The following is a 21,359-nucleotide window of genomic DNA, read 5'->3' as shown; positions in this document are numbered from 1 at the left end:
TATTTCACGCAATCAATAACTACAGGGAGAATTAATAATGAAACATTTTCGCAGTACTGTGTTCGCCACCGCGATTATCGCATCAGCTGGCTTGGGAGAGGCTATCGCTGCTGATTGGGACATGCCTGTTCCATATTCAGACAAGACTTTTCACACGGTCAACATCGTTGAATTTGCTTCTGATGTAAAAGAAGCGACCGCAGGTGAATTAAATATCACAGTCCATTCTGCTGGTTCACTGATCAAGCATGAAGAAATTAAAAATGCTGTGCGTTCACAGCAAGTGCCAATTGGCGAGTTTTTCTTGTCACGTCTTTCTAACGAGAATGCTGCCTATGGCATGGACTCCGAACCATTTTTGGCAACAAGCTATGACGATGCTGCTAAACTATGGAATGCACAAAAACCTGTCATTACAGAGCTATTAGCAAAGCAAAACTTGCTCCCTCTTTTCTCCGTGCCTTGGCCGCCACAGGGACTTTATACAAAGGGCGAAATCAAAACGACAGCTGACCTTAGCGGTTTGAAATTCCGCGCTTATAACGCTGCGTTAGAGAAATTCGCTCAACTCGCAGGTGCTGCCCCAACACAGGTTGAAGCACCCGACATTCCACAAGCGTTTTCGACAGGCCAAGTGGAAGCGATGATCACATCACCTTCAACAGGCGCCAACACAAAAGCTTGGGATTATGTTTCCCACTATACGCCTATTAATGCATGGGTTCCAAAAAACATTGTTGTTGTGAACAAGGCTGCTTTTGATAGTCTGAGCGAAGATGTACAAAAGGCTGTTCTTGACGCTGCATCCGCTGCCGAAGCCCGTGGCTTGGAAATGAGCAAGGCGGAAACTGATGCCAAGACTGCAGAGCTTAAAGAGAACGGTATGGTGGTTGTAGAACCTAGTGCTGAATTGCTTGAAGGCCTGAAAGAAATCGGCGCAAAAATGCAAGCCGATTGGGAAGCGAATGCTTCAGATGAAGCAAAAGCTATTGCCGAAGCATATAGCAAATAATGATCTACCGGCGCCTCATGAATTATGCGGCGCCGTTTCTTTTTTAAATGGAGGTCATATGCGACAATTTTTGGATAAGCTTTACATAATAAGCGGTGCAGTCGCTGCAGCTTTAATTGCAGCAATTTGCCTACTTGTTACCGCTCAAGTTGTCATGAACATCATCACAAAAATTGGTGGTTCGAGCGTTGCAATGACCATTCCCTCCTACGCCTCTTTTGCTGGTTATTTTCTTGCAGCCTCATCGTTTCTTGCGCTGGCTTACACGTTAACACGGGGCGGCCATATCCGTGTTACGCTTGCACTTAATTATATGGCGAACGGAAAATCTCGCTTTATTGCAGAAGTCTTTTCTCTTGGCCTTTGTGCGGCCTGCTCCCTATTTATGACCTACTACGTTATCCATCTTGTAAGAGAATCTTATGCCTTTGGCGACAAGTCCTCAGGCATGATTGCTGTGCCAATTTGGATTCCCCAAACAAGCGTCATGGTGGGAATGATTATCCTATCCATCGCCCTCATCGACCTGCTGATCCGCACGCTGATCAATGGTGCTCCCATCCTCGAAAACAATGAAGAAATGTAAGTCAACAACATGTCAGAGATCGTCGTCGTCTTTTTTCTTCTCCTTGCTTTAATAGCAATGCTTGCAAGCGGTGTTTGGGTTGCGTTCGCCCTGACCATTACCGGTGTTATTTCGATGGCGCTGCTTTCATCAGCTCCCATCGGGCCTATCATTGCCACGACAATCTGGGGCCATAGCCATTCTTGGGCGCTCGCAGCTTTACCCATGTTCATTTTAATGGGTGAAATCCTGCTTCGCTCACGCCTTTCAGATGATATGTTTACAGGTCTAGCGCCTTGGCTTGGCCGATTGCCCGGCCGCCTTTTACACGTCAATGTTTTTGGATGTGCTATCTTTGCTGCTGTATCTGGTTCATCTGCAGCGACAGCGGCGACCATTGGTAAAATGTCCATTCCAGAACTCACCAAGCGCGGTTACCCAGAGAGTTTAATTTTGGGAACGCTTGCAGGGTCAGCAACGCTCGGCCTTCTCATTCCGCCATCAATCATTCTCATTGTTTATGGAGTTGCAACAGAACAGTCGATTGCGCGCCTTTTCATTGCAGGGGTTTTGCCTGGATTGATGCTTGTGACAATGTTTGCGGGCTATGTCATGTTCATTGCGCTAACCAAGCCGGATATTTTCCCTGCGGCATCAGAGAAATTCAGCTTTCGTGAGAAGATCAGCGCATCAATGAGCCTATTACCCGTGTTGGCATTAATAGCTGGTGTGATCGGATCAATTTATGCAGGCATCGCATCGCCCACAGATGCTGCTGCAGTCGGCGTTGTTTTATCCGTTGTATTGGCATGGTGGAACAAGTCGCTATCGTTGAACATGCTCAAAGAAAGCTTGATGGGGGCGACAATCACTTCGTGCATGATTGCCTTCATTTTGGCTGGCGCTGCTTTTTTATCCGTCGCGATGGGCTTTACCGGCATACCGCGCAATCTGGCAGCTTGGATCGGTTCGTTTGAACTGTCACCCTACGCGCTGCTTGCAGCGCTAACGGTCTTCTTCATCATCCTTGGATGCTTTCTAGATGGCATCTCTGTCGTGGTTCTCACCACCTCTATTATTATGCCAATGGTAGAAAGCGTTGGTATCGATCCGTTATGGTTTGGTATTTATTTGGTGATCGTTGTTGAAATGTCCCAGATAACACCGCCGGTTGGCTTCAATTTATTCGTGATACAAGGCCTTACAGGCATCAATATTTTACGCATTGCAAAAGCCGCACTGCCGTTTTTCTTACTGCTATTGCTCGCAGTTGGGCTGATAACAATGTTCCCTGAAATAGTGACAGCGCTGCCGGATTTGATGAATAATTAAAGCGAGCTCGCAGCGCGCGACGCCTGATCATAAAGCCCCGATAAGGTTCTTAATGCCGAAGCAATGTCACTCAGCTCATCATTGCTTCGGTCCATATGTTTTAAACTATCAAGCAAGCACTGTTCACGAACTTCTCGGTAGCGTTCGCAATAGTCAAAGCCAACCTTCGTCGTGCTGTAGAACATTTCTTTGCCGCGTTTTTCACCAGCAATCAGCCCTGCTTTTTGCAACTTCTTTATCGCATAATTGACGACATGAGAATCTTCCATATTCAACAAGAAGGTGATGTCAGAGAGCTTTTTGTGTTTTTCACGATGATTGATATTATGCAAAACCAATATCTCAAGCGAGCTTAAATCCGGCTGACCTGCCGCCGCCATGCACTTATTCACCCATCGGCTAAAACCGTTGTAAGCAATGATGAGGCCGTATTCGAATTCAGAAAGTTGCCAACCTTCGGTTCCAGCCAAATGCCGCGAGGATACAATTTTCCGTTTTTTGGGTGTTTGTTCAGCCACATTAAAACCTTTAAACTTGTTCTTTAGACATGTTTTTTTGTGGTGTTTTAACGATAATTTGTCAACGTTATACAGCTGAAATTTTCGCCAGCTCGCTTGGAATGTAAAAGTAATTTGAATTACTGGCGAAAGGCACTGCTAGCAAGCTAGACAGGCATCTCGCTCTTAATGTTTTTTTTGCAGGCGTTTATTCGCTCAGTACAGCGTCAAACCCTTCAAAGTTTGGATGCCCGCCATACATGCCTTTGTTAGAGCCTGCCTTTTTGTGTGCATTTTTAAATTGCTCAGAATTGATCCAGCTTACAAAATGCTCGTGATCTTCCCAAACTGTATGGGAAGCATAAAGCGTCTGTTTTGTTTCTTCGTTACGAGCGCCTTTTAGCAAATGAAAGGTCTGAAATCCCGGCATTTCCTTGAGGGTAGAATCGCGATTGCGCCATATGTTTTCAAAATCGTCCTCATGACCTTCATTAATGATGAAGCGGTTCATTGCGATATACATCTGTGTCTCCGTGTTTATTTTTCACTTAGTTTCGGGTTGGGTTTTGTTGTTGATCGGTATTGCTCAGCGAGGAACGCCGTTTTTGTTTCCAAATTATTGGGCATCTCAGCACCGTATTGAAAAGCATCCATCAAAGCGGGTAACGGGCCGTTATTGGCACCATGCTGTGCCGCCAAACTGTGTAATTCAATCATGCAAAATGTGCATTTATCGCTCATGTCGTTATCTCCTAAATTCAAGCGGAATAACGAACTGGCGCTGCGCACCGGCGGGTGGTTTTGGAAATGGAGACGCGCGCTTTATGTGCGCGATAGCAGCGCGATCAACCTTTGAGTTGCCGGAACTGTTTGCAATCGCAATGCCGGTCGCACCCCCCGAAGAATTCACATTGAAACGAACTCTTGCGATACCTTTTCCACCGGCGTTTTTTTGCCGCGTGCGCGATATTTTTGACCGTACTTTGCCAGGATAATTTGAAGCCGCAGCGTTGCCAGCTTTCGAAGAATTCTTCGATTTCTTTTTCCCCGCCTGCGTATTCTTTTTCCCTTTACTGCCCGTTGCTGCGCCAGCCTTCGCGTTCGATTTTGCTTTGGATTTGGCGTTTCCTGATGCGGTCTTTTTCTTTTTTACGGGCTGTACTTTCGTACTTTTTTTCCGCTTCACCTTTGGCTTAGGCTTGTTCTTCTCAAGGCTAGCTTTTTCCAAACGCTCCTTATCAATCTGGCGAAAGGGCCGCGTGTTTGGAACAGGTATGATAGGTTCATCCGGCTGTGCTTTTATGGTTTGAGCTGGTTCGGTTGGCGCCAGCATTGCCGTATCCGTAATTGGCGCAGGCGTAATAGGCACAGTTGCAGCAGCCATTGTAGGCGGCGTTGGTGCTGATATTACTTCTGGTTCAAGAGGCGCATCCACCGCTTCTGGTTCAACAGGTTCAAGCGTTTCAGCATCTATAGGCGATAATTCATCGCCAGCTTTTACGAGGTCTTCAAAATTATTACCAAGCGCTGCTGCGACAGTTTCTTCCCCGCCTATAATTTGCACGTCTTCATCAAACTGCGGTGCTATCGCCATCGCAACGACATGCAATGTCAACGAGGCAAGAATGGCGGCGCATGCGACGATTTTGAAAGCTGACTTTACGGGCATTATTCAGAAATCCCTCGCTCAGTTACGACAAGGATTTTTTTAGCGCCCAAGGCTTTAAGCTCATTGCCAATGTCAATCAGCTTAACAGCAGACAACGCCCTATCTGGAACCAGTCTAATTGTTTCTAAATTGCCATCATGGCTTTCCTGCTGAATCGTGAAATATTGCGATGGTGTAATAGACGCACCGCGATAGGTCATTAAACCATCGGGCAACACAATGAGCGCATCTGGTGGATCGCGGCTTTCAAGATCTTGCGTCGATACAAGTTTAATATCCCCATCGAGCGGCGGCGCAATCTGTGCTGCAACAAGAAAGAAAATCAACATCAAAAATACGATATTGATCAAAGCAATTATTGGCTCTGCCTTCTCGCGCTTAACATTAAAATGATCCAATCGCATTGCCGTGCCTTACTTCACAACTTGAAGGCTGATGCCGGAAAGTCGCCGCGACGCTGTCAGCACATCGACAAATTGTTGTGCGCTTGCTGTTTTATCTACGGATAAAATAAGCCCATTAATGTTCGCGCTCACTTGAAGTGTTGCGACTTCTTTGCCCAACATTTCCAATTTTATCGAACGCCCATTCAACGTCAGGCCGTTATCTGTCAGCTTAAGAAAAGCCGGCGCGATGTCTTGCGAAGAGCCACGCCCTGCGCCTGAATTAAGCTCAACATCAGAGAACCGTGAAAAAGTGGAGCTAAGCATAAAAAACAACAACAGCAAAAAGATAACATCAATCAATGATGTCATCGAAATCTTGCGGCGCTTAAATGGGGTTGTTTCAATGCGCATGTACAGCCGCCTGATGCTGCGCCATCTGAATGGCGTTTGGCGTACGTTTAGAGCCATCGGAAACGGGGCTGAGCACCGCTGCAATGATTTGCTCCAAGGCTAAGCGATGATCTTCTACACGGCTTTCAAAATAAGTAAGCGCTATGCTGGTTGGCATAGCCACAGCCAGTCCAACTGCCGTTGTTAGCAGTGCCACCCAAATACCGCCCGCCAATATGGAAGGATCAACGCTGTTGCCAGATTGTTGCAAAGCTTGGAACGCCGTTATCATGCCAAGAACCGTGCCAAACAAACCAATAAGCGGTGCAATTTGTGCAATTGAGTCAAGCGCTCTGAAGCCAGATTGCAGAGACTTGATTTGTATGGCTGCGGCTAACGCGAGTGCTTCTTCGGTATTTCTGCGCTGATATGATTGAGATGCCTCAGCTTGTTTCAAGCCAATGGCATAGGATGCTATTTGCGCCGAGTATCCCGACATAGAATTTAGCTGTTGGAGAGAATGACCAAGCGCAATTTCTGATTTGCTATTAAGAACAGCAAGTGTGCGCTGCCCCTTGCCCACGCGTAGCACGGAGAATTGCCATGCTTTGAAAAGAATTACAGCCAAAGCGATGACTGAAACACATAGGAGGAGCGCAACAACGGGCCCTCCAACGCTAATGAATTCTTTGATCCGCAGAATTGGGTTTTCAAGCAGGTTCATCCTGAAATCTCCGTGCTGGTTGAGCTTTTGAGTTGCATTGCATCGCTACATTCCGCCCCTGTGAAAGCTGCGCCTTTGCAAGCTGCAACGCCATTGATCAAAATTTTGGATACAGAGCTGCACTGCGTATCGGGCAATTCGAATTGGCGGACACGCATTTTATCAGCAGGCAAAGTTTTGAAATCGAAGAGCGCAAAGCGGCTGACTTTGCCTGCTGCATCAAACAGCACTGTTTCCAGTGCTAAACTATCCAGTTCGTTGCCCATTTTATTTTCGGCGACAAACACTAGGCGGCATTTGTTATCGGCTTGTTCAACCGCATTGAGTTCGATCGAAAGCGCTGGCGGCACAGGCTCTTGTGCCCGTGCCGCAGACACAATTAAAAAGCCCGCAATGAGTATATATAGGAGATTATTGGGGTAATTAATTGCCATTGAATGATCTTCGACTTACCAGCCGAACTCCTTTGCTAGGGTGAGTTTAAAGGTACGGCCTTTGCCATTATCGTTGGCTAAGAAGTCGCGATATTGTGTGTTGAAAATGTTCTCAACACGAAACGCCCCTTCCCATCCTTTGAACTGACTTTCATCATCAGGACGCCAAGACACATATAAATCTTGAGTGTTGAAACCATCGCTTCGAAGCTGATCTGCTGCCGCCAGCTCTACCCTTGTTTGATCAAACACAAAGCGACCATCCCAGCCAAATGTTAGGCCGCGATCAGGCATTCTAAACCCTGCACCCACAGTTACTTCAGGTGGTGCTACAGTCGTCAGCGCTGTGCCCGCTGTAAGGTCCTCACCGACAGTCAAACCAAAGCCTGCACTGGCAAAGAAGCGTTCAGTGTTATATGCAGCTTCAACTTCGAGACCGTAAATCTCTGCCTCACCAATATTCACATATTGCGGATATTGGTTGCGCTGCCGCACGATAAGATCGTCAATTTTGTTGTAAAAGGCTGTTGTTTTTAAATCGAAACTATCGCCTTCAACAGCAAGATCAGTTGTCGATACAACGAAACCCAACTCGAAGTTGTTAGACTTCTCTTTAGACAAACCTAAGCTATAATTTGGCGGTGCGGGTGCGCTAAAATCATTGGAATAAATTTCATCCAATGATGGAAAGCGCTGCGTATGAGCATAAGAACCAAAGATCGAGAAATTATCGTTAAACTCATAGAGTGCTGCAATTTTAGGTGAAATCGCTATATCTGAATTGTCTTCAGGTAGTACACCGCCTGTTAAACCGCCAAGCGTGTCAGCCGCCGTCAACATCTGATAGTCGAAACGGATACCTGGGATCAGGGTTAAGCGTTCATTCCATATGAATTCATTTTGGGCAAAAAATCCGACCTGTGTGTCTGTACCTTCTGGGTGGTGACCAAGCGGATCTTTCGTACCTGTTGTTCTATTTTGGCGAATGATCTGGCCGCCAATTGTCAGATAATTTTCAAAATTCTCACCTTCCCATTCAAATGTATTTTCCGCCAAGAACTGGTAGCTTTCATAACCATAGAGTGAGTCTTGACCGATTGAACTAAACGCGCCCAAGTCAGAATTTGTCTGCTCATTTGTAATATTGTTGTAAGAGAGTGATACTTTCAGATCGAGCCAAGGGTTGTCGCTCGCAGCATTTTCATAGGAAATTTGCGCTTGCCGATTGTTTGCAACGCGGTCCACATTTCCAAAAAATCCTGTCGGCTGCAACTGCGAGTAAGCTTGATCCTTTTGATCGCTGGTAAACTGGCTATAGCTTAAACGAACAATTTGTTCTTGTTCATCGTCAAAGTAGAAAGTTCCCTTTGCAATGCCATTTGGCGTCACAAATTCAGAGCCCTCGATCTTATCGCCGTTGCCGTCTTTAAATTCTTGAGCTGCACGGTAATTACCAGCGAATAAGAGTTCTGCATTTTCGCTCATCCGCAAAGCAAGAATACCGCTAAGCAAATATCCATTTGGGTTCGAATCGTAACTCGATTTGAGTTTTAAAGAACCGCTCTCGCCATCCCCAAGAAAATCAGAAGCATCCTTGGTCGTAAAGTTTACAACACCGCCAAGTGCACCTGATCCATAGAGTGTGGATGATGCAGGGCCGCGTAATATTTCAACGCGCTTGAACAGTTCAGGATCGTTGAAAAAACCGCCCATGCGATATTGTTCATAAAACTGCGGCACATCATCGACATTAACAATGATACGGCCCTCGTCAGCAGCAGCTTCACCCTTGCCGATACCTCGGATATTAAATGACTGCCCAAGGGCACGGTTTGCACCGCCAGCGATGCTTACATTCGGCACAGCTTTAACAATGTCACTCGCAGTTGTTGCTTGTTTATCGTCTAGTTCTTCTTGCTCTAGCGCTGTCACAGCCTGCGGTGTATCGATCGCGACCTTTTCTTTACCGGCGCCTAAAATAAGACGCTGCAGCAAGGTAGCTCCGCGTTCTGATGCGTCCTGTGCATTTGCTCGTGTGATTGACGTCATTGATGTGGTCGCACAAAGCGCCATAACAAGACCAGCCCGGATTGATATCCCCATAGAATTAGCCATTGCCCTCATTCCAATTATGTTTGTTTGGATTTTTTGCTGGCTGGCAAATGCTGGCTGGCGCGCTTTACAAATTGTCATTGATAAAGAAACTCTTTAAACTTGACAAAAAAGATCAGCTTATGTGATGGACCTCCTACAGAAACTGGATATTATGAGTCAAGTTAAAAAATCCAGTAACGCCAGCCCAGCCAGCATACTGCAAGCCAGGCCAACAACGGATGTTGTCCATGGAACGAAATAATACTGAGGGCCGTCGTGCAGATGAGGTTCGCTTACACAGCGGCGTCGATCAAACACTGCCGGTTATCAAATCTGAGAGCCTTTTCGAAAACGGCCGCGAAGTGGGGATTGAGCATGAAGGTTCGATCTACCGCCTTAAGATTACGAAACAAGGCAAGTTAATCCTCAACAAGTAAGCTGGAGTTAATGATGGGCGCTCGAACGCAAATCAGCGCGGCCGCAATACGCGACGCAAAAAAAGAAAATGCAAAACTGCGCGAGCGTGATCTCGCCGCCCAACTCGGTATCTCTGAAGCCGAGTATTTAGAAGCATGGATAGACCATGGTGTAGAGCGTCTGAATGTCGACCTCAGCACTTTCTTTTCCATGTTGAAAGATGCCGGCGAAGTGATGGCGCTATCGCGTAATGAAAGCGCTGTTCATGAAAAAATTGGCGTATATGAAGGCTTTAGCAGCAATAAACATGCTTCCATCGTCCTTGGGCCACAAATTGATCTGCGTATATTTGGAAAACATTGGGCGCATGCCTACCATGTAACAAAGCAAATGGATGAAGGCGTTACGCAAAGAAGCTTTCAGTTTTTTGATGCGACCGGCACTGCGGTTCATAAAGTATTTGCACGGCCAAACACCAAGCTTGAGCAGTGGGATAATATTCGCAAAACATTGGCGACAAATCCTCCTTCAAAGCAACCGTTTAAATCTGTGGAGAAAAAAGCAAGCCAGCCCGCCTCACCGACCAATGAAGCAATTGGAAGCTTGCAAGCAGACTGGGCAGCGCTGCAAGACACACATTCGTTTCAAGCAATGCTGCGAAGACATAAATTGCCACGCCTTGATGCCATCCGTCTCGTAGGCGAAAAATTCAGCACACAACTTTCAGATGATACTGTCGAGCTTTTGTTCAATCGGTTACCGGCGGATTCATTGCCAGTTATGGTTTTCGTTCGCAATTTGGGCATTCTTCAAATTCATAGCGGCCCTATTATGAACATTAAACGCATGGGCCCATGGCTCAATGTGCTTGATGAAGGCTTTAATCTTCACCTCAGAACAGATCACATCGCCAGCACATGGCTTGTGCGCAAACCAACCAAACGCGGAGATATTTTCTCCATCGAAGCATTTGATGCGGCAGGAAACCAAATCATCCTGATTAACGGATACCGCAGGGACGACGATGATACCCACCTGCTTTCCACGTGGGACCAAGTTGTAAATTCCTTACCTAAAAAATCAGAAGAAAATGAGAATTAAGATGCCTTATTTTCGTATTTTCGCGCTTCTGCGCACGCCAAAAAAATTCAGCATTGCTTGCTCCTCAATTACGTTAGTGCTTTTTGCAATTACGATAATGAGCGGGCAGGCCCGCGCCACAGACACTGAAGCCAAACGTGTTTTGGCAATTGGCGGTGCGGTGACTGAAATCATCTATGCGCTTGGTCAAGAAGACAGACTTGTCGGCCGCGATTCAACTTCACTTTATCCGCAAGAAGCCACAGCGCTTCCTGATGTTGGATATATTCGCGCATTATCACCAGAGGGCGTTTTGTCTGTTCGGCCTGATCTGATTTTGGCCCGCGAAAACAATGGGCCAAAAGAAGCCGTCGACGTGATCAAAAGCACAGGCATGAAATGGGTGGATGTTCCTGATAACTTCACGATTGAAGGCATTGACGATAACATCCGCATCATCGCTGAAGAACTCGGCGTCTCCGATAAGGGTGATGCTCTGCGTGCTAAAGTTGCCGCCGAAATCGCTGAAGCACGCAAAAAATCCGGCAACAAAGATAAACCAAAAGTTATGTTTATTCTTTCGGTGCAAGATGGAAAAATCAATGCGTCTGGCACCAAAACTGCTGCGCATGGGATCATTGAACTTGCTGGCGGCGAGAACGTTATCAGCGCTTACGAAGGCTACAAACAATTAAGCGATGAAGCGGTGATTGATGCTGCCCCTGAGGTAATTATGATGATGAACGGGCGCGGCGACCACAGTTCTGGCAATTCGATGCTGGAGCAACATGCGGCTTTATCAACGACACCAGCGGTTAAAAACGGCGCAATCATTCGTATGGATGGTTTGTTGATGCTTGGCTTTGGCCCGCGCACAGGTGAAGCAATTTCAAAACTTTCGACAGCGATTCATCGTCATGAGTTCTGATGTCGCAACACCGCACACCATAGCAACGATTGAAGGCGGCGACCGCACAGCGTTCGCCCGCCTTTCGCTCATCGTTCTGGCCTTGGCATTACTGGCAACGGCAATATTTAGCCTTGCATCGGGCGCAACGAACTCGTCAGCGTTTGCCGTTGCTTGGGCGCTATTGAGCGGCGATGATAGCGCGATCGATATTGTTGAACGTATTGTAATTTTAGATATCCGCATGCCGCGCACATTGCTTGGCATGATGATCGGCGCATCCCTTGCCGTATCTGGCGCAATTATGCAGGGCTTGTTTCGCAATCCCTTGGCTGATCCCGGCATTGTTGGTGTATCAGCTGGCGCTGGTTTGGGCGCGGTTACGGCGATTGTTCTCGGCGGCACGATCTTGGCATCGCTAGGCGCTTTGTTTGGTATTTATCAAATTCCGCTTGCTGCTTTTCTTGGCGGACTTACATCAACATTTATACTCTATCGCGTATCGACCAGTAACGGGCGTACATCTGTCGCAACGATGCTGCTAACGGGCATCGCTCTTGGTGCGATGGCCGGAGCCTTCACAGGCCTTTTGGTGTTCTGGGCTGATGATCAGCAATTACGTGATCTAACATTTTGGGGACTTGGTTCCGTCGCAGGCGCTACTTGGATTAAGGTAGCTGCCGTTGCTCCCATTATTTTGCCAATTATTATTCTAGCGCCAATTATGGCGCGTGGATTGAACGCAATGACGCTAGGCGAAGCAACGGCCCAGCATCTTGGCATCAATGTCCAACTGTTTAAGCGCGTTGCCATTGTTGCAGTTGCAGCAGCAACTGGCGCTTCTGTGGCTGTCTCTGGCGGCATTGGATTTGTGGGCATTGTTGTCCCGCATTTGTTGCGCTTATTCATTGGTCCTGATCACAAATATCTATTGCCTGCCTGCGCTCTACTGGGGGCAATCATGCTTTTGCTTGCCGATGCAATTGCACGCCAAATTGTAGCGCCTGCCGAACTGCCCATTGGCATCGTTACCGCAACAATCGGTGCACCTTTCTTTCTCTGGATATTGCTGCGTAAGCGCGGCCTGTTGGATATGTAATATGCTTGAAGCAAATAATATTAGCGTCGACTTGGGCGGCAAAAAAATCTTGAGCGATATCAGCATGACAGCTACTCAAGGACAATTGACCGCAATCATTGGGCCAAACGGATCGGGCAAAACAACCTTGATGCGCGCACTCACAGGTGAAATTCCATTTGATGGAAACGCTCATTTGAACGGGTTCAACATCTCCACCACGAAATCTCTTAAACTTGCGAGCATGCGCGGTGTTCTTCCGCAATCAGCAAATTTGTCGTTTCCATTCACGGTATATGAGGTGGTGCGGCTGGGACTAACACTCGGCGTCCAGGCCAATATAGACGTGCCTTTACGTATTAGTGAGGCACTGACCAAGGTCGGATTGGCAGGTTTTGGCAAGCGCTACTATCAGGAACTCTCAGGCGGTGAACAACAGCGGGTTCAGCTCGCGCGTGTTTTGGCACAGGTTTGGGAGCCAACGTTTCAAAAGAAACCGCGATGCCTTTTCTTAGATGAACCTATTTCCAGCCTCGACATAAAGCACCAAATTCAGATTATGAATATTGCATGCGGTTATGCCAAAAGCGGCGGTGGTGTTGTCGCCATTTTGCATGATCTCAACCTTACAGCGCATTATGCAGATCATGTGATACTCATAAATAAAGGCCGTATTCATGCATATGGTGCCCCTAAAAAGGTTCTGACCGCAGAAAATTTGGAATTTGTTTATGGCTGCCCAATGTCAGTCGGACAGGTGCCAAAGGGAATGAATTTCTTCGTTCTGCCAGAGATTGGCTATGCTGCACATATTTAACGTTTAACCGCCAACTCTGCGGCAAGATCATCAATGATCGGGCAGTCGGGCCGATCATCGCCATGGCAATGATCGGCTAATGATTTCAACGTTGATTTTAGCGACTGTAGTTCTTTGATCTTGCGATCAATCTCATCGACTTTCTCTAGTGCCAACGCCTTCACATCAGCGCTGGCACGATCTTTATCTTGATAAAGAGACAGCAGAACACGGCATTCCTCAATCGTGAATCCAAGGCTGCGAGAACGCTGAAGAAACGCCAATCGATGAATATCTTCGTCAGCATAATCGCGATACCCGTTGGATGCTCGCGATGGTTTAACAAGCTTGATATCTTCGTAATAGCGGATCGTTTTTGCAGGAAGCCCTGTCTTTTGAGAAGCGTCACCAATGTTCATTTTTAACTCCTCAATCCAATTTCAAAGCACGCAATCGTAGCGCATTGCTTATCACGGAAACAGATGAAAGGCTCATCGCTGCAGCGGCAAGCATTGGCGATAATAGTGTGCCAGTTAGCGGGTATAACAAGCCCGCAGCAATTGGCACGCCGGCGCTATTGTAAGCAAATGCAAAAAACAAGTTCTGCTTAATGTTTCGCAGCGTTGCCACTGACAGTGTTCTAGCGCGAACAATGCCGACCAAATCGCCTTTAAGCAACGTTATGCCTGCACTTTCAACGGCAACATCTGCACCTGTTCCCATTGCGATACCCACTTCAGCAGCAGCAAGCGCTGGCGCATCGTTTACACCGTCACCAGCCATTGCAACCTTGTGACCTTTTTTGTGTAGCTCATCCACCAGTGCCTTTTTATCTTCTGGTAAAACACCGGCACGCACATCATCTATTCCGAGCTGGTCAGCGACAGCACGCGCTGTCTTTTCATTGTCACCAGTTGCCATGATGATTTTAAGTCCTGCCGCATGTAGTGCTACAATTGCATCGCGCGTTGTCGCTTTGATCGGATCAGCAACCGCAATCAAACCTGAAAGCTTGCCATCGATTGCGACATACATTGCGGTTTTACCTTGGGTGCGCAATTTGTCTGCTTGCTCGTCAGCTGCGCTAGGATCAACATCAATCAGTTTCATCATTGCAGCATTGCCAAGCGCAACACTGTGCTTGTCCGATTTACCGCGAACACCTTTGCCCGTGACAGCATCGAAATCGCTTATTTTGGTTGCTGCAATGTCTTTCATTGTTATCCCGTCAACAATCGCTTCTGCCAAGGGATGTTCAGATCCTGCTTCTAGCCCGCGCACCATTGCGAGCATGTCACGCTCGGCGACATCGCCAAACGAGACAACATCCGTCAATGTTGGCTTACCTTCTGTCAGTGTGCCCGTTTTATCGACCACCAAAACATCCACACGCGCCATGCGCTCTAATGCTTCAGCATCTTTAATCAAAACACCAGCCTGCGCGCCCCTGCCCGTTGCTGTCATGATCGACATCGGTGTTGCCAAACCAAGTGCGCAAGGACAGGCAATAATTAAAACAGACACAGCCGAAATAATCGCAAACACGAATGCCGGATCAGGTCCAATCAGCATCCAGATAACAAATGCCAAGACTGCTACCAGAACAACCGTCGGCACGAAATATGATGCTACTCTATCTGCAAGCCCTTGAATTGGCGCGCGAGACCTTTGTGCAGAAGACACCATAGCAACGATACCAGCGAGCATCGTCTCATCGCCAACATGGGTAGCTTCGATAATCAAAGAACCATTTTTGTTGAGCGTGCCGCCGGTTACTTTATCGCCTTCAGTTTTTTCAACCGGCAACGGTTCGCCAGTTAGCATGCTTTCGTCGATGGTTGTTCGACCTTCTATAACGATAGAATCCACGGGAATTGCTTCGCCGGGGCGAACCCGCATACGATCACCTTTGATGATGTTTTCAAGCGGCGCATCATATTCATCGCCATCGGGCGTAATGCGCCGTGCTGTTTTAGGTGCCAAGTCCAGCAATGCGCGAATAGCATCGCCCGTGCGTTCACGTGCGCGCAATTCCAATACTTGGCCCACAAAAACCAACGCAACAATGACGACAGCTGCCTCGAAATAAACAGGCATATGGCCACCTGCCATTTGCAAACCAGATGGAAATAAATTTGGCAAAAATGTTGCAATGGTTGAGTATAGATATGCAACACCGACACCGATCATGATCAGTGTCCACATGTTCAAGTTCCATGTTTTAACCGACGTCCAGCCGCGCTGGAAAAATGGTAATGCGGCCCAAATGACCACAGGTGTTGCAAGCGCAAATTCAATATAGAGGCTCACCTTCTCGCCAAGCCACTCGCGAACAGGCAAACCAATCATTGGTCCCATCGTCAAAATCAACAATGGTATTGCTGCGCCAGCACTTAGCCAAAGACGTCTGGTAAAATCTATTAATTCATGGTTTGGGCCTTCTGCGATACCATCCATAGGTTCCAGAGCCATACCGCAAATAGGACATGTGCCCGGTCCGTCTTGAACTATTTCCGGATCCATCGGGCAGGTATATTTTGCATCTTTTGGCGCAGCGTCTTTCTTCTTCGCCTTATTTCCTGACAGGTAAAAGTAAGGATCATTTTCAAATTTGTCATGGCAGCCTTGGCTGCAAAAATGGAAATCATTGCCTTTGTGAGAAAAAGTCGGTTTGCCAGCACCTAGCTTTACACTCATGCCGCACACAGGATCTTTAACGACACCGTCAACCGGTGTTATCGCTGCTTCTAAAATTTCAGTGCTCGTTAATGACGCAGTTGTTTTAGCGCCATGGTCGTGGTGATCAGCGTGGTTTCCGCCACAACAACTGTGATTGCCTGTTTTGCTCAACGTATTTTCTTTCTTGTCCATGATGCGATCTCCTTACATAAGCCCTTGTAAGGCTTCCAGCAACGGGAAGGTCAACAGCTAATATACGGCAACAATCATCACAAATAACGGGAGCTTTAATAGCGCAGAAAGAAGGCTCAAAACTTGCATATTTTTGGCTAGATGTACTGTAAAACAGTAGAATTTGCAGTGTAAACGCCCCTTTTCGTTAAGCACTTTACAACCTCATTGATGTAAATTCCCGTCATGATGGCCATATATATTCAATGTTCCAAGGAGCATAAATGCCAATGACGATCCGTATTCGATCAGCTTTTCTTCTTGCTTTTTTGGCAATTGGGCTGCTCCCTGTCATCACGTTCACTTGGATGACTTATCAGCGCACAGCCGCCCATGAGCTAAAAGAAGTGAAAGCACGCAACTTACTTTTAGCCAAAAGTGTTGCTGAAAGCTTACACCATTATGAAGAAGATGTTCGAACAATAGTGACCGCAACGGCCGCATCATTACAGCAGAATGTTGATACTAAATACATTCAAAGTGTCATGGATAATTTGAAAATTGATGAAGTTTCGATTATTTCTCCGGATTATGGCAAAATTCTTTTCTCTACCAATAGTAAGCGGACTAAAAACTTAGAATTTATTGAACAAAACTTGTTCGAAAAGATCAAAGCCGCGCCTAAGAGTTCCAAACTTCAGTTTTTACCAGTTCAAAAATCGACAACAGGGTCTCCGACTATTCACGTCATCCGCAATAGTGGCGATAATTTTGTCATTGCGTGTATTAGTACAGAATATTTCATCAATATTGCGAAAAAAGTGTCATTTGGACGAAACGGGCACGCAGCAATTGTTGATCAAGTCGGCAATGTATTGGCACACCCGATCCGAACTTGGGCCAATGATATAAAAAACATTTCCGAAGTTTCAGCAGTCAAGCGCATGATGAATGGCGAGACTGGGATTGAAACCTTTTACTCCCCTGCAACGAAATCTGAAATGGTTGCAGGTATTTCTTCAGTCAAGGATACTGGTTGGGGCGTCATGGTTCCACAAGAGCTTAGTGAAGTTCAGGCAAGAATATTTGAAAATTTAACCCCTTTATTCATCGGCCTTATCGGCTCCGTGCTCGCAGCTATTCTACTGTTGTATTTGTCCATAAGATGGTTAGCTAAACCACTGGAAAACCTTGCGATAACTTTAAAAAAGCAATCCACAACGGGTCAACCAATGGCTGTTTCACCTAGCCAAGCCGAAACAAGTATCTATGAGCTGACACATATTGTGGATGCTTATAATGAACTGGCTGTAACAGTGCAGCAAAACTCAGCACAGCTCGCCAAACAGATTTTTGAAGACGCGCTAACTGGCATTGGCAACCGTGCTTATTTTGAGTCTGAGAGCAAAAAACAGATCAAAACGCGGGTTGCACAAGGTAGAAAAGGCATTCTTATTTTCTTCGATCTCGATGGCTTTAAAGAGATCAATGACATTCGCGGACACGGCATCGGCGATGAAGTACTAAAATCCTTTGCTAAAAGTCTTTACCCAGCAACGAAAAAATTCATGGATGTCAATTTCCGTGGTTTGCCATCGGCCCATCCAGTCATTGCGCGCATTGGCGGTGATGAATTTGCAATTCTTCTTCCACTGCCTGATGTCACGGCGGATATATCTGAGATCTGCGAAAATCTGCGAAAATCATTTCCTAAGCTTATCAATGTCGCAGGTGTTGAGATCGCGTGCGATCAATCAGCTGGCGGTGCCCTTTACCCAGATCATGGTACAAATATTGAAGAATTGCTTAGACGCTCTGATGTGGCTTTGTATAAAGCGAAAGCAGATGGCAAAAATCGTTTTCAACTATACAACACACAAGGTGTCCTTGGTGGAAAGAACGAAATTCTCGCAGCTGTATTGAATGCAATTGAGAACGACGAACTTTACCTTGAGTATCAACCAAAATTTTGTCTCACCAAACAACAAGTTACATCAGCTGAAGCTTTGGTTCGTTGGCAGCACCCAATACATGGCATCATACAGCCAAATCTATTTTTGCCCGCGGTCCAACAAACTCATGTGATGAAACATTTGGGCGAGTGGGTTATTGGCCGCGCATTGCGCGATATCAACTATTTTGACGGACAAGGCTTCAATCTCAATATTGCTATAAATATCGGAACAGAGCATTTCTCGGCTGATAGTTTTATACCGAACCTGATTGAGCAAACCTCTTCTGCAAATGTTAGCCCAAGTCGTATGCAGATTGAAATTACTGAAAATGTTATGGATGCATCACGCGGTGTATTCAGCCAGACAGTAAGCGCACTTCAGGAAAAAGGCTTTACTGTTGCAATCGATGATTTTGGTAGAGGTTTTTCAAACCTAACACGGCTGGCATCTATTCCCGTTGACTTGATCAAGCTTGACGGTTCGCTCATCAGAGGCGCCATCAACGATCCCCGTGTGAAAGTCATAATGGAAACCGCTATTGAAATGGCCCACTCTCTTGGTTCTCATGTTGCCGTTGAAGGCGTTGAAACACTAGAGCAGGTTTTATTGGCTGAAAAATCAGGTGCAGATGTTCTTCAAGGCTTCTATTATTCAAGAAGCATGACACCTGAGAACTTCACGTCTTGGATCAAAAAGCGTTCCGAAAATTCTCAACACTCGCAGATTGAGAAAATTCGCAAATCATTTGAAGCTTAAGAGCTTTATGTGCTCTTAAGCTTCTTGTTTCATTCAATCACTGCCTGAAACAGAGATTTGCGCATCTGCATCAGGTTTGAATGTACGCTGTATAAAGTACAACCCTACCGCTGCTCCAATGCCGACGAGATCGCTAATTAAGCCACCTGCAATCATACACAGAGCTGCCAGAATAAGCCCTAGACGCATGAACCATGCGACACGGCCACCAACGAACCAGCCCTGAACACCAGCAGACAATAAGAATACGCCGAAAATTGCCGTTATAGCTGCGCGGATGATCTCGGGCCATGTCCCATCCATCAAAATCGCGCCGTTGTAGAAGAACATGAACGGTACAATGAACGCTGAAATGCCAAATTTGAACGAGGCAACACTGGTTTCCATGGGGTTGGCACCGCTAATTCCCGCTGCGGCATAAGATGCAAGTGCAACGGGCGGCGTAATTGCAGAAACAACAGCAAAATAGAACACAAAGAAATGCGCCGTCAAAAGCGGAATACCAAGCTGTACCAAGCCAGGCGCAACAACCGAAGCGGCCACCGCATAAGCCGCAGTTGTCGGCATGCCCATACCAAGCACGATTGCAATGCACATAGCAAAGAACATGGCCAAGAGCTGCGAGGTTTCAGCTAAGCCGAGCAAAAGGTTCGAGAACCGTGCGCCAACGCCCGTCAGTGAAATCACACCAACGATGATGCCTGCACACGCACACACAGCGATAATCTGAATGGACATTAAGCCTGATAGTTCAAACGCTTTGGCAATTGATTTTATGCCCATCCGGTACGGTGTCAGCCAGCTAACCATCGCAGCGGCCGCAGTCGCAAGCGTTCCAGCGCGTATTACCGAATAGCCCATAAATAGTGCGACAATCAAAATGATAATCGGAATGAAAAGATATATCTGCTTGATCAACTCACCAAAAATAGGCAGTTCTTCCTTCTTCATACCTTTCATGCCGAGCTTAGCAGCCTCAAAATCGACCATGAAATAAATAGATACGTAATAAAGGATAGCCGGAATAATAGCGGCAATCGCGATATCTTGATACGCAATCCCCGTCACCTCAGCCATGATGAACGCACCAGCGCCCATAATTGGCGGCATAATTTGACCGCCGGTTGAAGCTGCAGCTTCTACAGCACCCGCCACTTTTGACGAATATCCAACACGCTTCATCAGCGGAATTGTGAGCGATCCCGTAGCAACCACATTACCGGCAGATGTGCCGTTGATCATCCCCATCAAGCCCGAGGCAAAAATCGCAACTTTTGCAGGCCCGCCGCGCGAACGACCAGCGGCAGCAAAAGCGAAGTTCACAAAATAATCACCGACTTTAGACGCCTGTAGAAAACCAGCAAAAATAATGAACAGAATAATATAGGTTGAAGAAACCGCCGTGGTCGGTCCCAAAATGCCTGCATCTGTATAAACCTGACTGAAAAAGCGCTGCCACGATATCGCAGGCGAGTTAAGAACACCTGGCAAATACTGTCCGGTGAAAACATAGGCCAAGAACACCGCAGAGATGATAACCAAGGCAAGTCCGGCCACGCGCCGCGTCATTTCCAAAATGAGAGCAGTACCTGCAACCGCAGCAATGGACATTCCAATTGGCGCAAATGGTGTGCCCGTTGAGTTGCGCATTTGCGTGCTAAAAATGATGATGAGATAGGCTGCAACCGAAACGCCGCAAATAAGCAAAGTGACATCAAGTCCGGAGATTGATCCGCGTTGACGACTATCAAACCATGACAGAACGATTGCTCCGATAGTTGCCACTAAAAGCGGCACGCCATAAAGCCATATCTCGTTAAATTTTATAGTCGGGTCAATGCCGTTCCACATGGCACCATTGCTGATTTCCACAGCGAACGAAAGCGCCGTACCAAAACTGAAAAGCGCTAAAAGGCCAAGGCCGATAGCGGCGATGTTAAACATGGGCGCAGGCTTTTGTCCGTCATCGGCAAAATTGCGACCAGAGAAGAGTAGAAAACCAAGCCCCAAAGCGCCTGCGACATGGATAATTCGAAAATTCCAAGTCTCCATCGGAAAATTTGGTAAAAACGGGATATTCACACCCGTCAGATTTGATATGGAAACACCGTTAAGCGCAAGCATGTGAAACAAGGCATAAATGCCCGCATAGGCCGCCATGAAAATTCCAAGTTTTCCTTGGAATAGTCGGCGGTTACTCTCCACCGGCTCCTCGTCTACGCCTTCTGCTCTGATTGGCTTTACAACTTCGTCATCGAGAGTGGTGTCGCTCATAATCTTCTTCCCCCAGAAAGCATTCGGATTTTATTTTTTGTTTTCCGATCAATTAGCTTGGTCGCACAAGCAGCCAGCAAGTTAGCAAACAAGCAAAATAATCGATGGTTAAAAAAGGGCTGTCGCAAGACAGCCCTTCGATT

At 46.8% G+C, this 21,359-nt stretch carries 21 protein-coding genes; 9 read left to right on the top strand and 12 right to left on the bottom strand.

Annotated features, from left to right (window positions below; genetic code table 11):
* Positions 1-37: 37 nt before the first annotated feature.
* Genes N530_RS0103120 through N530_RS0103110 form a run of 3 tightly spaced genes read left to right on the top strand, consistent with a single transcriptional unit; the run spans position 38 to position 2,909 of the window.
* Entirely contained in the window at positions 38-1,012 is a 975-nt protein-coding gene (locus N530_RS0103120; RefSeq protein ID WP_026479514.1) for a TRAP transporter substrate-binding protein, read from the top strand.
* Complete coding sequence (locus tag N530_RS0103115; protein WP_162150928.1) at positions 975-1,598, top strand: TRAP transporter small permease; 624 nt, start codon at positions 975-977, stop codon at positions 1,596-1,598. Before N530_RS0103120 ends, N530_RS0103115 begins: the two co-directional genes overlap by 38 nt.
* A 9-nt stretch (positions 1,599-1,607) precedes the next feature.
* Entirely contained in the window at positions 1,608-2,909 is a 1,302-nt protein-coding gene (locus N530_RS0103110) for a TRAP transporter large permease (RefSeq protein WP_026479512.1), read from the top strand.
* Here the strand turns inward: N530_RS0103110 and N530_RS0103105 are convergent.
* The 9 genes from N530_RS0103105 to N530_RS0103065 form a co-directional block, all read right to left on the bottom strand.
* A complete protein-coding gene (locus N530_RS0103105; RefSeq protein ID WP_026479511.1) occupies positions 2,906-3,427 on the bottom strand; it encodes a winged helix DNA-binding protein in 522 nt (173 codons plus the stop codon). The genes N530_RS0103110 and N530_RS0103105 overlap by 4 nt on opposite strands.
* Positions 3,428-3,614: 187 nt before the next feature.
* Positions 3,615-3,929 (bottom strand): antibiotic biosynthesis monooxygenase, encoded by a 315-nt coding sequence (locus N530_RS0103100; RefSeq protein ID WP_018688528.1) that lies wholly within the window; start codon positions 3,927-3,929, stop codon positions 3,615-3,617.
* A gap of 14 nt (positions 3,930-3,943) precedes the next feature.
* On the bottom strand, positions 3,944-4,147 hold the full coding sequence (locus N530_RS0103095; RefSeq protein ID WP_026479510.1) for a hypothetical protein: 204 nt from the start codon (positions 4,145-4,147) through the stop codon (positions 3,944-3,946).
* 4 nt (positions 4,148-4,151) lie between these two features.
* Positions 4,152-5,075: a TonB family protein gene (locus N530_RS0103090; RefSeq protein WP_026479509.1), complete on the bottom strand. Its 924-nt coding sequence runs from the start codon at positions 5,073-5,075 to the stop codon at positions 4,152-4,154.
* Positions 5,075-5,479 (bottom strand): biopolymer transporter ExbD, encoded by a 405-nt coding sequence (locus tag N530_RS0103085; protein ID WP_026479508.1) that lies wholly within the window; start codon positions 5,477-5,479, stop codon positions 5,075-5,077. The genes N530_RS0103090 and N530_RS0103085 overlap by 1 nt, the downstream gene beginning before the upstream one ends.
* A 9-nt stretch (positions 5,480-5,488) precedes the next feature.
* On the bottom strand, positions 5,489-5,872 hold the full coding sequence (locus tag N530_RS0103080; RefSeq protein ID WP_026479507.1) for a biopolymer transporter ExbD: 384 nt from the start codon (positions 5,870-5,872) through the stop codon (positions 5,489-5,491).
* Positions 5,862-6,575: a MotA/TolQ/ExbB proton channel family protein gene (locus N530_RS17330; RefSeq protein ID WP_035266105.1), complete on the bottom strand. Its 714-nt coding sequence runs from the start codon at positions 6,573-6,575 to the stop codon at positions 5,862-5,864. Before N530_RS17330 ends, N530_RS0103080 begins: the two co-directional genes overlap by 11 nt.
* Positions 6,572-7,009: a hypothetical protein gene (locus N530_RS0103070; RefSeq protein ID WP_051540720.1), complete on the bottom strand. Its 438-nt coding sequence runs from the start codon at positions 7,007-7,009 to the stop codon at positions 6,572-6,574. The genes N530_RS17330 and N530_RS0103070 overlap by 4 nt, the downstream gene beginning before the upstream one ends.
* A gap of 15 nt (positions 7,010-7,024) precedes the next feature.
* On the bottom strand, positions 7,025-9,124 hold the full coding sequence (locus tag N530_RS0103065; protein ID WP_051540719.1) for a TonB-dependent receptor domain-containing protein: 2,100 nt from the start codon (positions 9,122-9,124) through the stop codon (positions 7,025-7,027).
* Between the two features lie 227 nt (positions 9,125-9,351).
* Between N530_RS0103065 and hemP the strand changes: the two genes are divergently transcribed.
* The 5 genes from hemP (at position 9,352) to N530_RS0103035 (ending at position 13,402) form a co-directional block, all read left to right on the top strand.
* Positions 9,352-9,540, top strand: a complete 189-nt coding sequence (hemP, locus tag N530_RS0103055; protein ID WP_026479504.1) for a hemin uptake protein HemP — start codon at positions 9,352-9,354, stop codon at positions 9,538-9,540.
* A gap of 10 nt (positions 9,541-9,550) precedes the next feature.
* Positions 9,551-10,621 (top strand): hemin-degrading factor, encoded by a 1,071-nt coding sequence (locus N530_RS0103050; RefSeq protein ID WP_081773875.1) that lies wholly within the window; start codon positions 9,551-9,553, stop codon positions 10,619-10,621.
* Positions 10,622-10,718: 97 nt separating this feature from the next.
* A complete protein-coding gene (locus tag N530_RS0103045; protein ID WP_247869156.1) occupies positions 10,719-11,528 on the top strand; it encodes a hemin ABC transporter substrate-binding protein in 810 nt (269 codons plus the stop codon).
* Positions 11,518-12,606, top strand: coding sequence for an iron ABC transporter permease (locus N530_RS0103040; protein ID WP_026479501.1), 1,089 nt, complete (start codon positions 11,518-11,520; stop codon positions 12,604-12,606). Before N530_RS0103045 ends, N530_RS0103040 begins: the two co-directional genes overlap by 11 nt.
* Position 12,607: 1 nt before the next feature.
* Complete coding sequence (locus N530_RS0103035; RefSeq protein ID WP_026479500.1) at positions 12,608-13,402, top strand: heme ABC transporter ATP-binding protein; 795 nt, start codon at positions 12,608-12,610, stop codon at positions 13,400-13,402.
* On the opposite strand, the gene cueR is transcribed toward N530_RS0103035, so the two are convergent.
* Positions 13,399-13,800, bottom strand: coding sequence for a Cu(I)-responsive transcriptional regulator (cueR, locus tag N530_RS0103030; protein WP_026479499.1), 402 nt, complete (start codon positions 13,798-13,800; stop codon positions 13,399-13,401). The genes N530_RS0103035 and cueR overlap by 4 nt on opposite strands.
* A 10-nt stretch (positions 13,801-13,810) precedes the next feature.
* A complete protein-coding gene (locus tag N530_RS0103025) occupies positions 13,811-16,252 on the bottom strand; it encodes a heavy metal translocating P-type ATPase (protein ID WP_202899004.1) in 2,442 nt (813 codons plus the stop codon).
* Positions 16,253-16,515: 263 nt separating this feature from the next.
* On the opposite strand from N530_RS0103025, the gene N530_RS0103020 reads away from it, so the two are divergent.
* Positions 16,516-18,942, top strand: coding sequence for an EAL domain-containing protein (locus N530_RS0103020; protein WP_026479497.1), 2,427 nt, complete (start codon positions 16,516-16,518; stop codon positions 18,940-18,942).
* Between the two features lie 33 nt (positions 18,943-18,975).
* Here the strand turns inward: N530_RS0103020 and N530_RS0103015 are convergent, their stop codons facing one another.
* Positions 18,976-21,216: a TRAP transporter fused permease subunit gene (locus tag N530_RS0103015; RefSeq protein WP_035266102.1), complete on the bottom strand. Its 2,241-nt coding sequence runs from the start codon at positions 21,214-21,216 to the stop codon at positions 18,976-18,978.
* Positions 21,217-21,359 lie beyond the last annotated feature (143 nt).

It is taken from the genome of Ahrensia sp. 13_GOM-1096m (genome assembly GCF_000620605.1).
GTDB lineage: Bacteria > Pseudomonadota > Alphaproteobacteria > Rhizobiales > Rhizobiaceae > Ahrensia > Ahrensia kielensis.
Note: the sequence above shows the minus strand (reverse complement) of the source record. Positions and strands in the feature narration are given on the sequence as shown.

Coding starts and splice junctions, on each gene's coding strand:
- N530_RS0103045 (WP_247869156.1), top strand. CDS start 10,719: ATGAGCGGGCAGGCCCGCGCCACAGACACTGAAGCCAAACGTGTTTTG.
- N530_RS0103035 (WP_026479500.1), top strand. CDS start 12,608: ATGCTTGAAGCAAATAATATTAGCGTCGACTTGGGCGGCAAAAAAATC.
- N530_RS0103120 (WP_026479514.1), top strand. CDS start 38: ATGAAACATTTTCGCAGTACTGTGTTCGCCACCGCGATTATCGCATCA.
- N530_RS0103025 (WP_202899004.1), bottom strand. CDS start 16,252: ATGGACAAGAAAGAAAATACGTTGAGCAAAACAGGCAATCACAGTTGT.
- hemP (WP_026479504.1), top strand. CDS start 9,352: ATGGAACGAAATAATACTGAGGGCCGTCGTGCAGATGAGGTTCGCTTA.
- N530_RS0103115 (WP_162150928.1), top strand. CDS start 975: ATGAAGCAAAAGCTATTGCCGAAGCATATAGCAAATAATGATCTACCG.
- N530_RS17330 (WP_035266105.1), bottom strand. CDS start 6,575: ATGAACCTGCTTGAAAACCCAATTCTGCGGATCAAAGAATTCATTAGC.
- N530_RS0103085 (WP_026479508.1), bottom strand. CDS start 5,479: ATGCGATTGGATCATTTTAATGTTAAGCGCGAGAAGGCAGAGCCAATA.
- N530_RS0103015 (WP_035266102.1), bottom strand. CDS start 21,216: ATGAGCGACACCACTCTCGATGACGAAGTTGTAAAGCCAATCAGAGCA.
- N530_RS0103090 (WP_026479509.1), bottom strand. CDS start 5,075: ATGCCCGTAAAGTCAGCTTTCAAAATCGTCGCATGCGCCGCCATTCTT.
- N530_RS0103110 (WP_026479512.1), top strand. CDS start 1,608: ATGTCAGAGATCGTCGTCGTCTTTTTTCTTCTCCTTGCTTTAATAGCA.
- N530_RS0103020 (WP_026479497.1), top strand. CDS start 16,516: ATGCCAATGACGATCCGTATTCGATCAGCTTTTCTTCTTGCTTTTTTG.
- N530_RS0103095 (WP_026479510.1), bottom strand. CDS start 4,147: ATGAGCGATAAATGCACATTTTGCATGATTGAATTACACAGTTTGGCG.
- N530_RS0103080 (WP_026479507.1), bottom strand. CDS start 5,872: ATGCGCATTGAAACAACCCCATTTAAGCGCCGCAAGATTTCGATGACA.
- N530_RS0103100 (WP_018688528.1), bottom strand. CDS start 3,929: ATGTATATCGCAATGAACCGCTTCATCATTAATGAAGGTCATGAGGAC.
- N530_RS0103050 (WP_081773875.1), top strand. CDS start 9,551: ATGATGGGCGCTCGAACGCAAATCAGCGCGGCCGCAATACGCGACGCA.
- N530_RS0103065 (WP_051540719.1), bottom strand. CDS start 9,124: ATGGCTAATTCTATGGGGATATCAATCCGGGCTGGTCTTGTTATGGCG.
- N530_RS0103040 (WP_026479501.1), top strand. CDS start 11,518: ATGAGTTCTGATGTCGCAACACCGCACACCATAGCAACGATTGAAGGC.
- N530_RS0103070 (WP_051540720.1), bottom strand. CDS start 7,009: ATGGCAATTAATTACCCCAATAATCTCCTATATATACTCATTGCGGGC.
- cueR (WP_026479499.1), bottom strand. CDS start 13,800: ATGAACATTGGTGACGCTTCTCAAAAGACAGGGCTTCCTGCAAAAACG.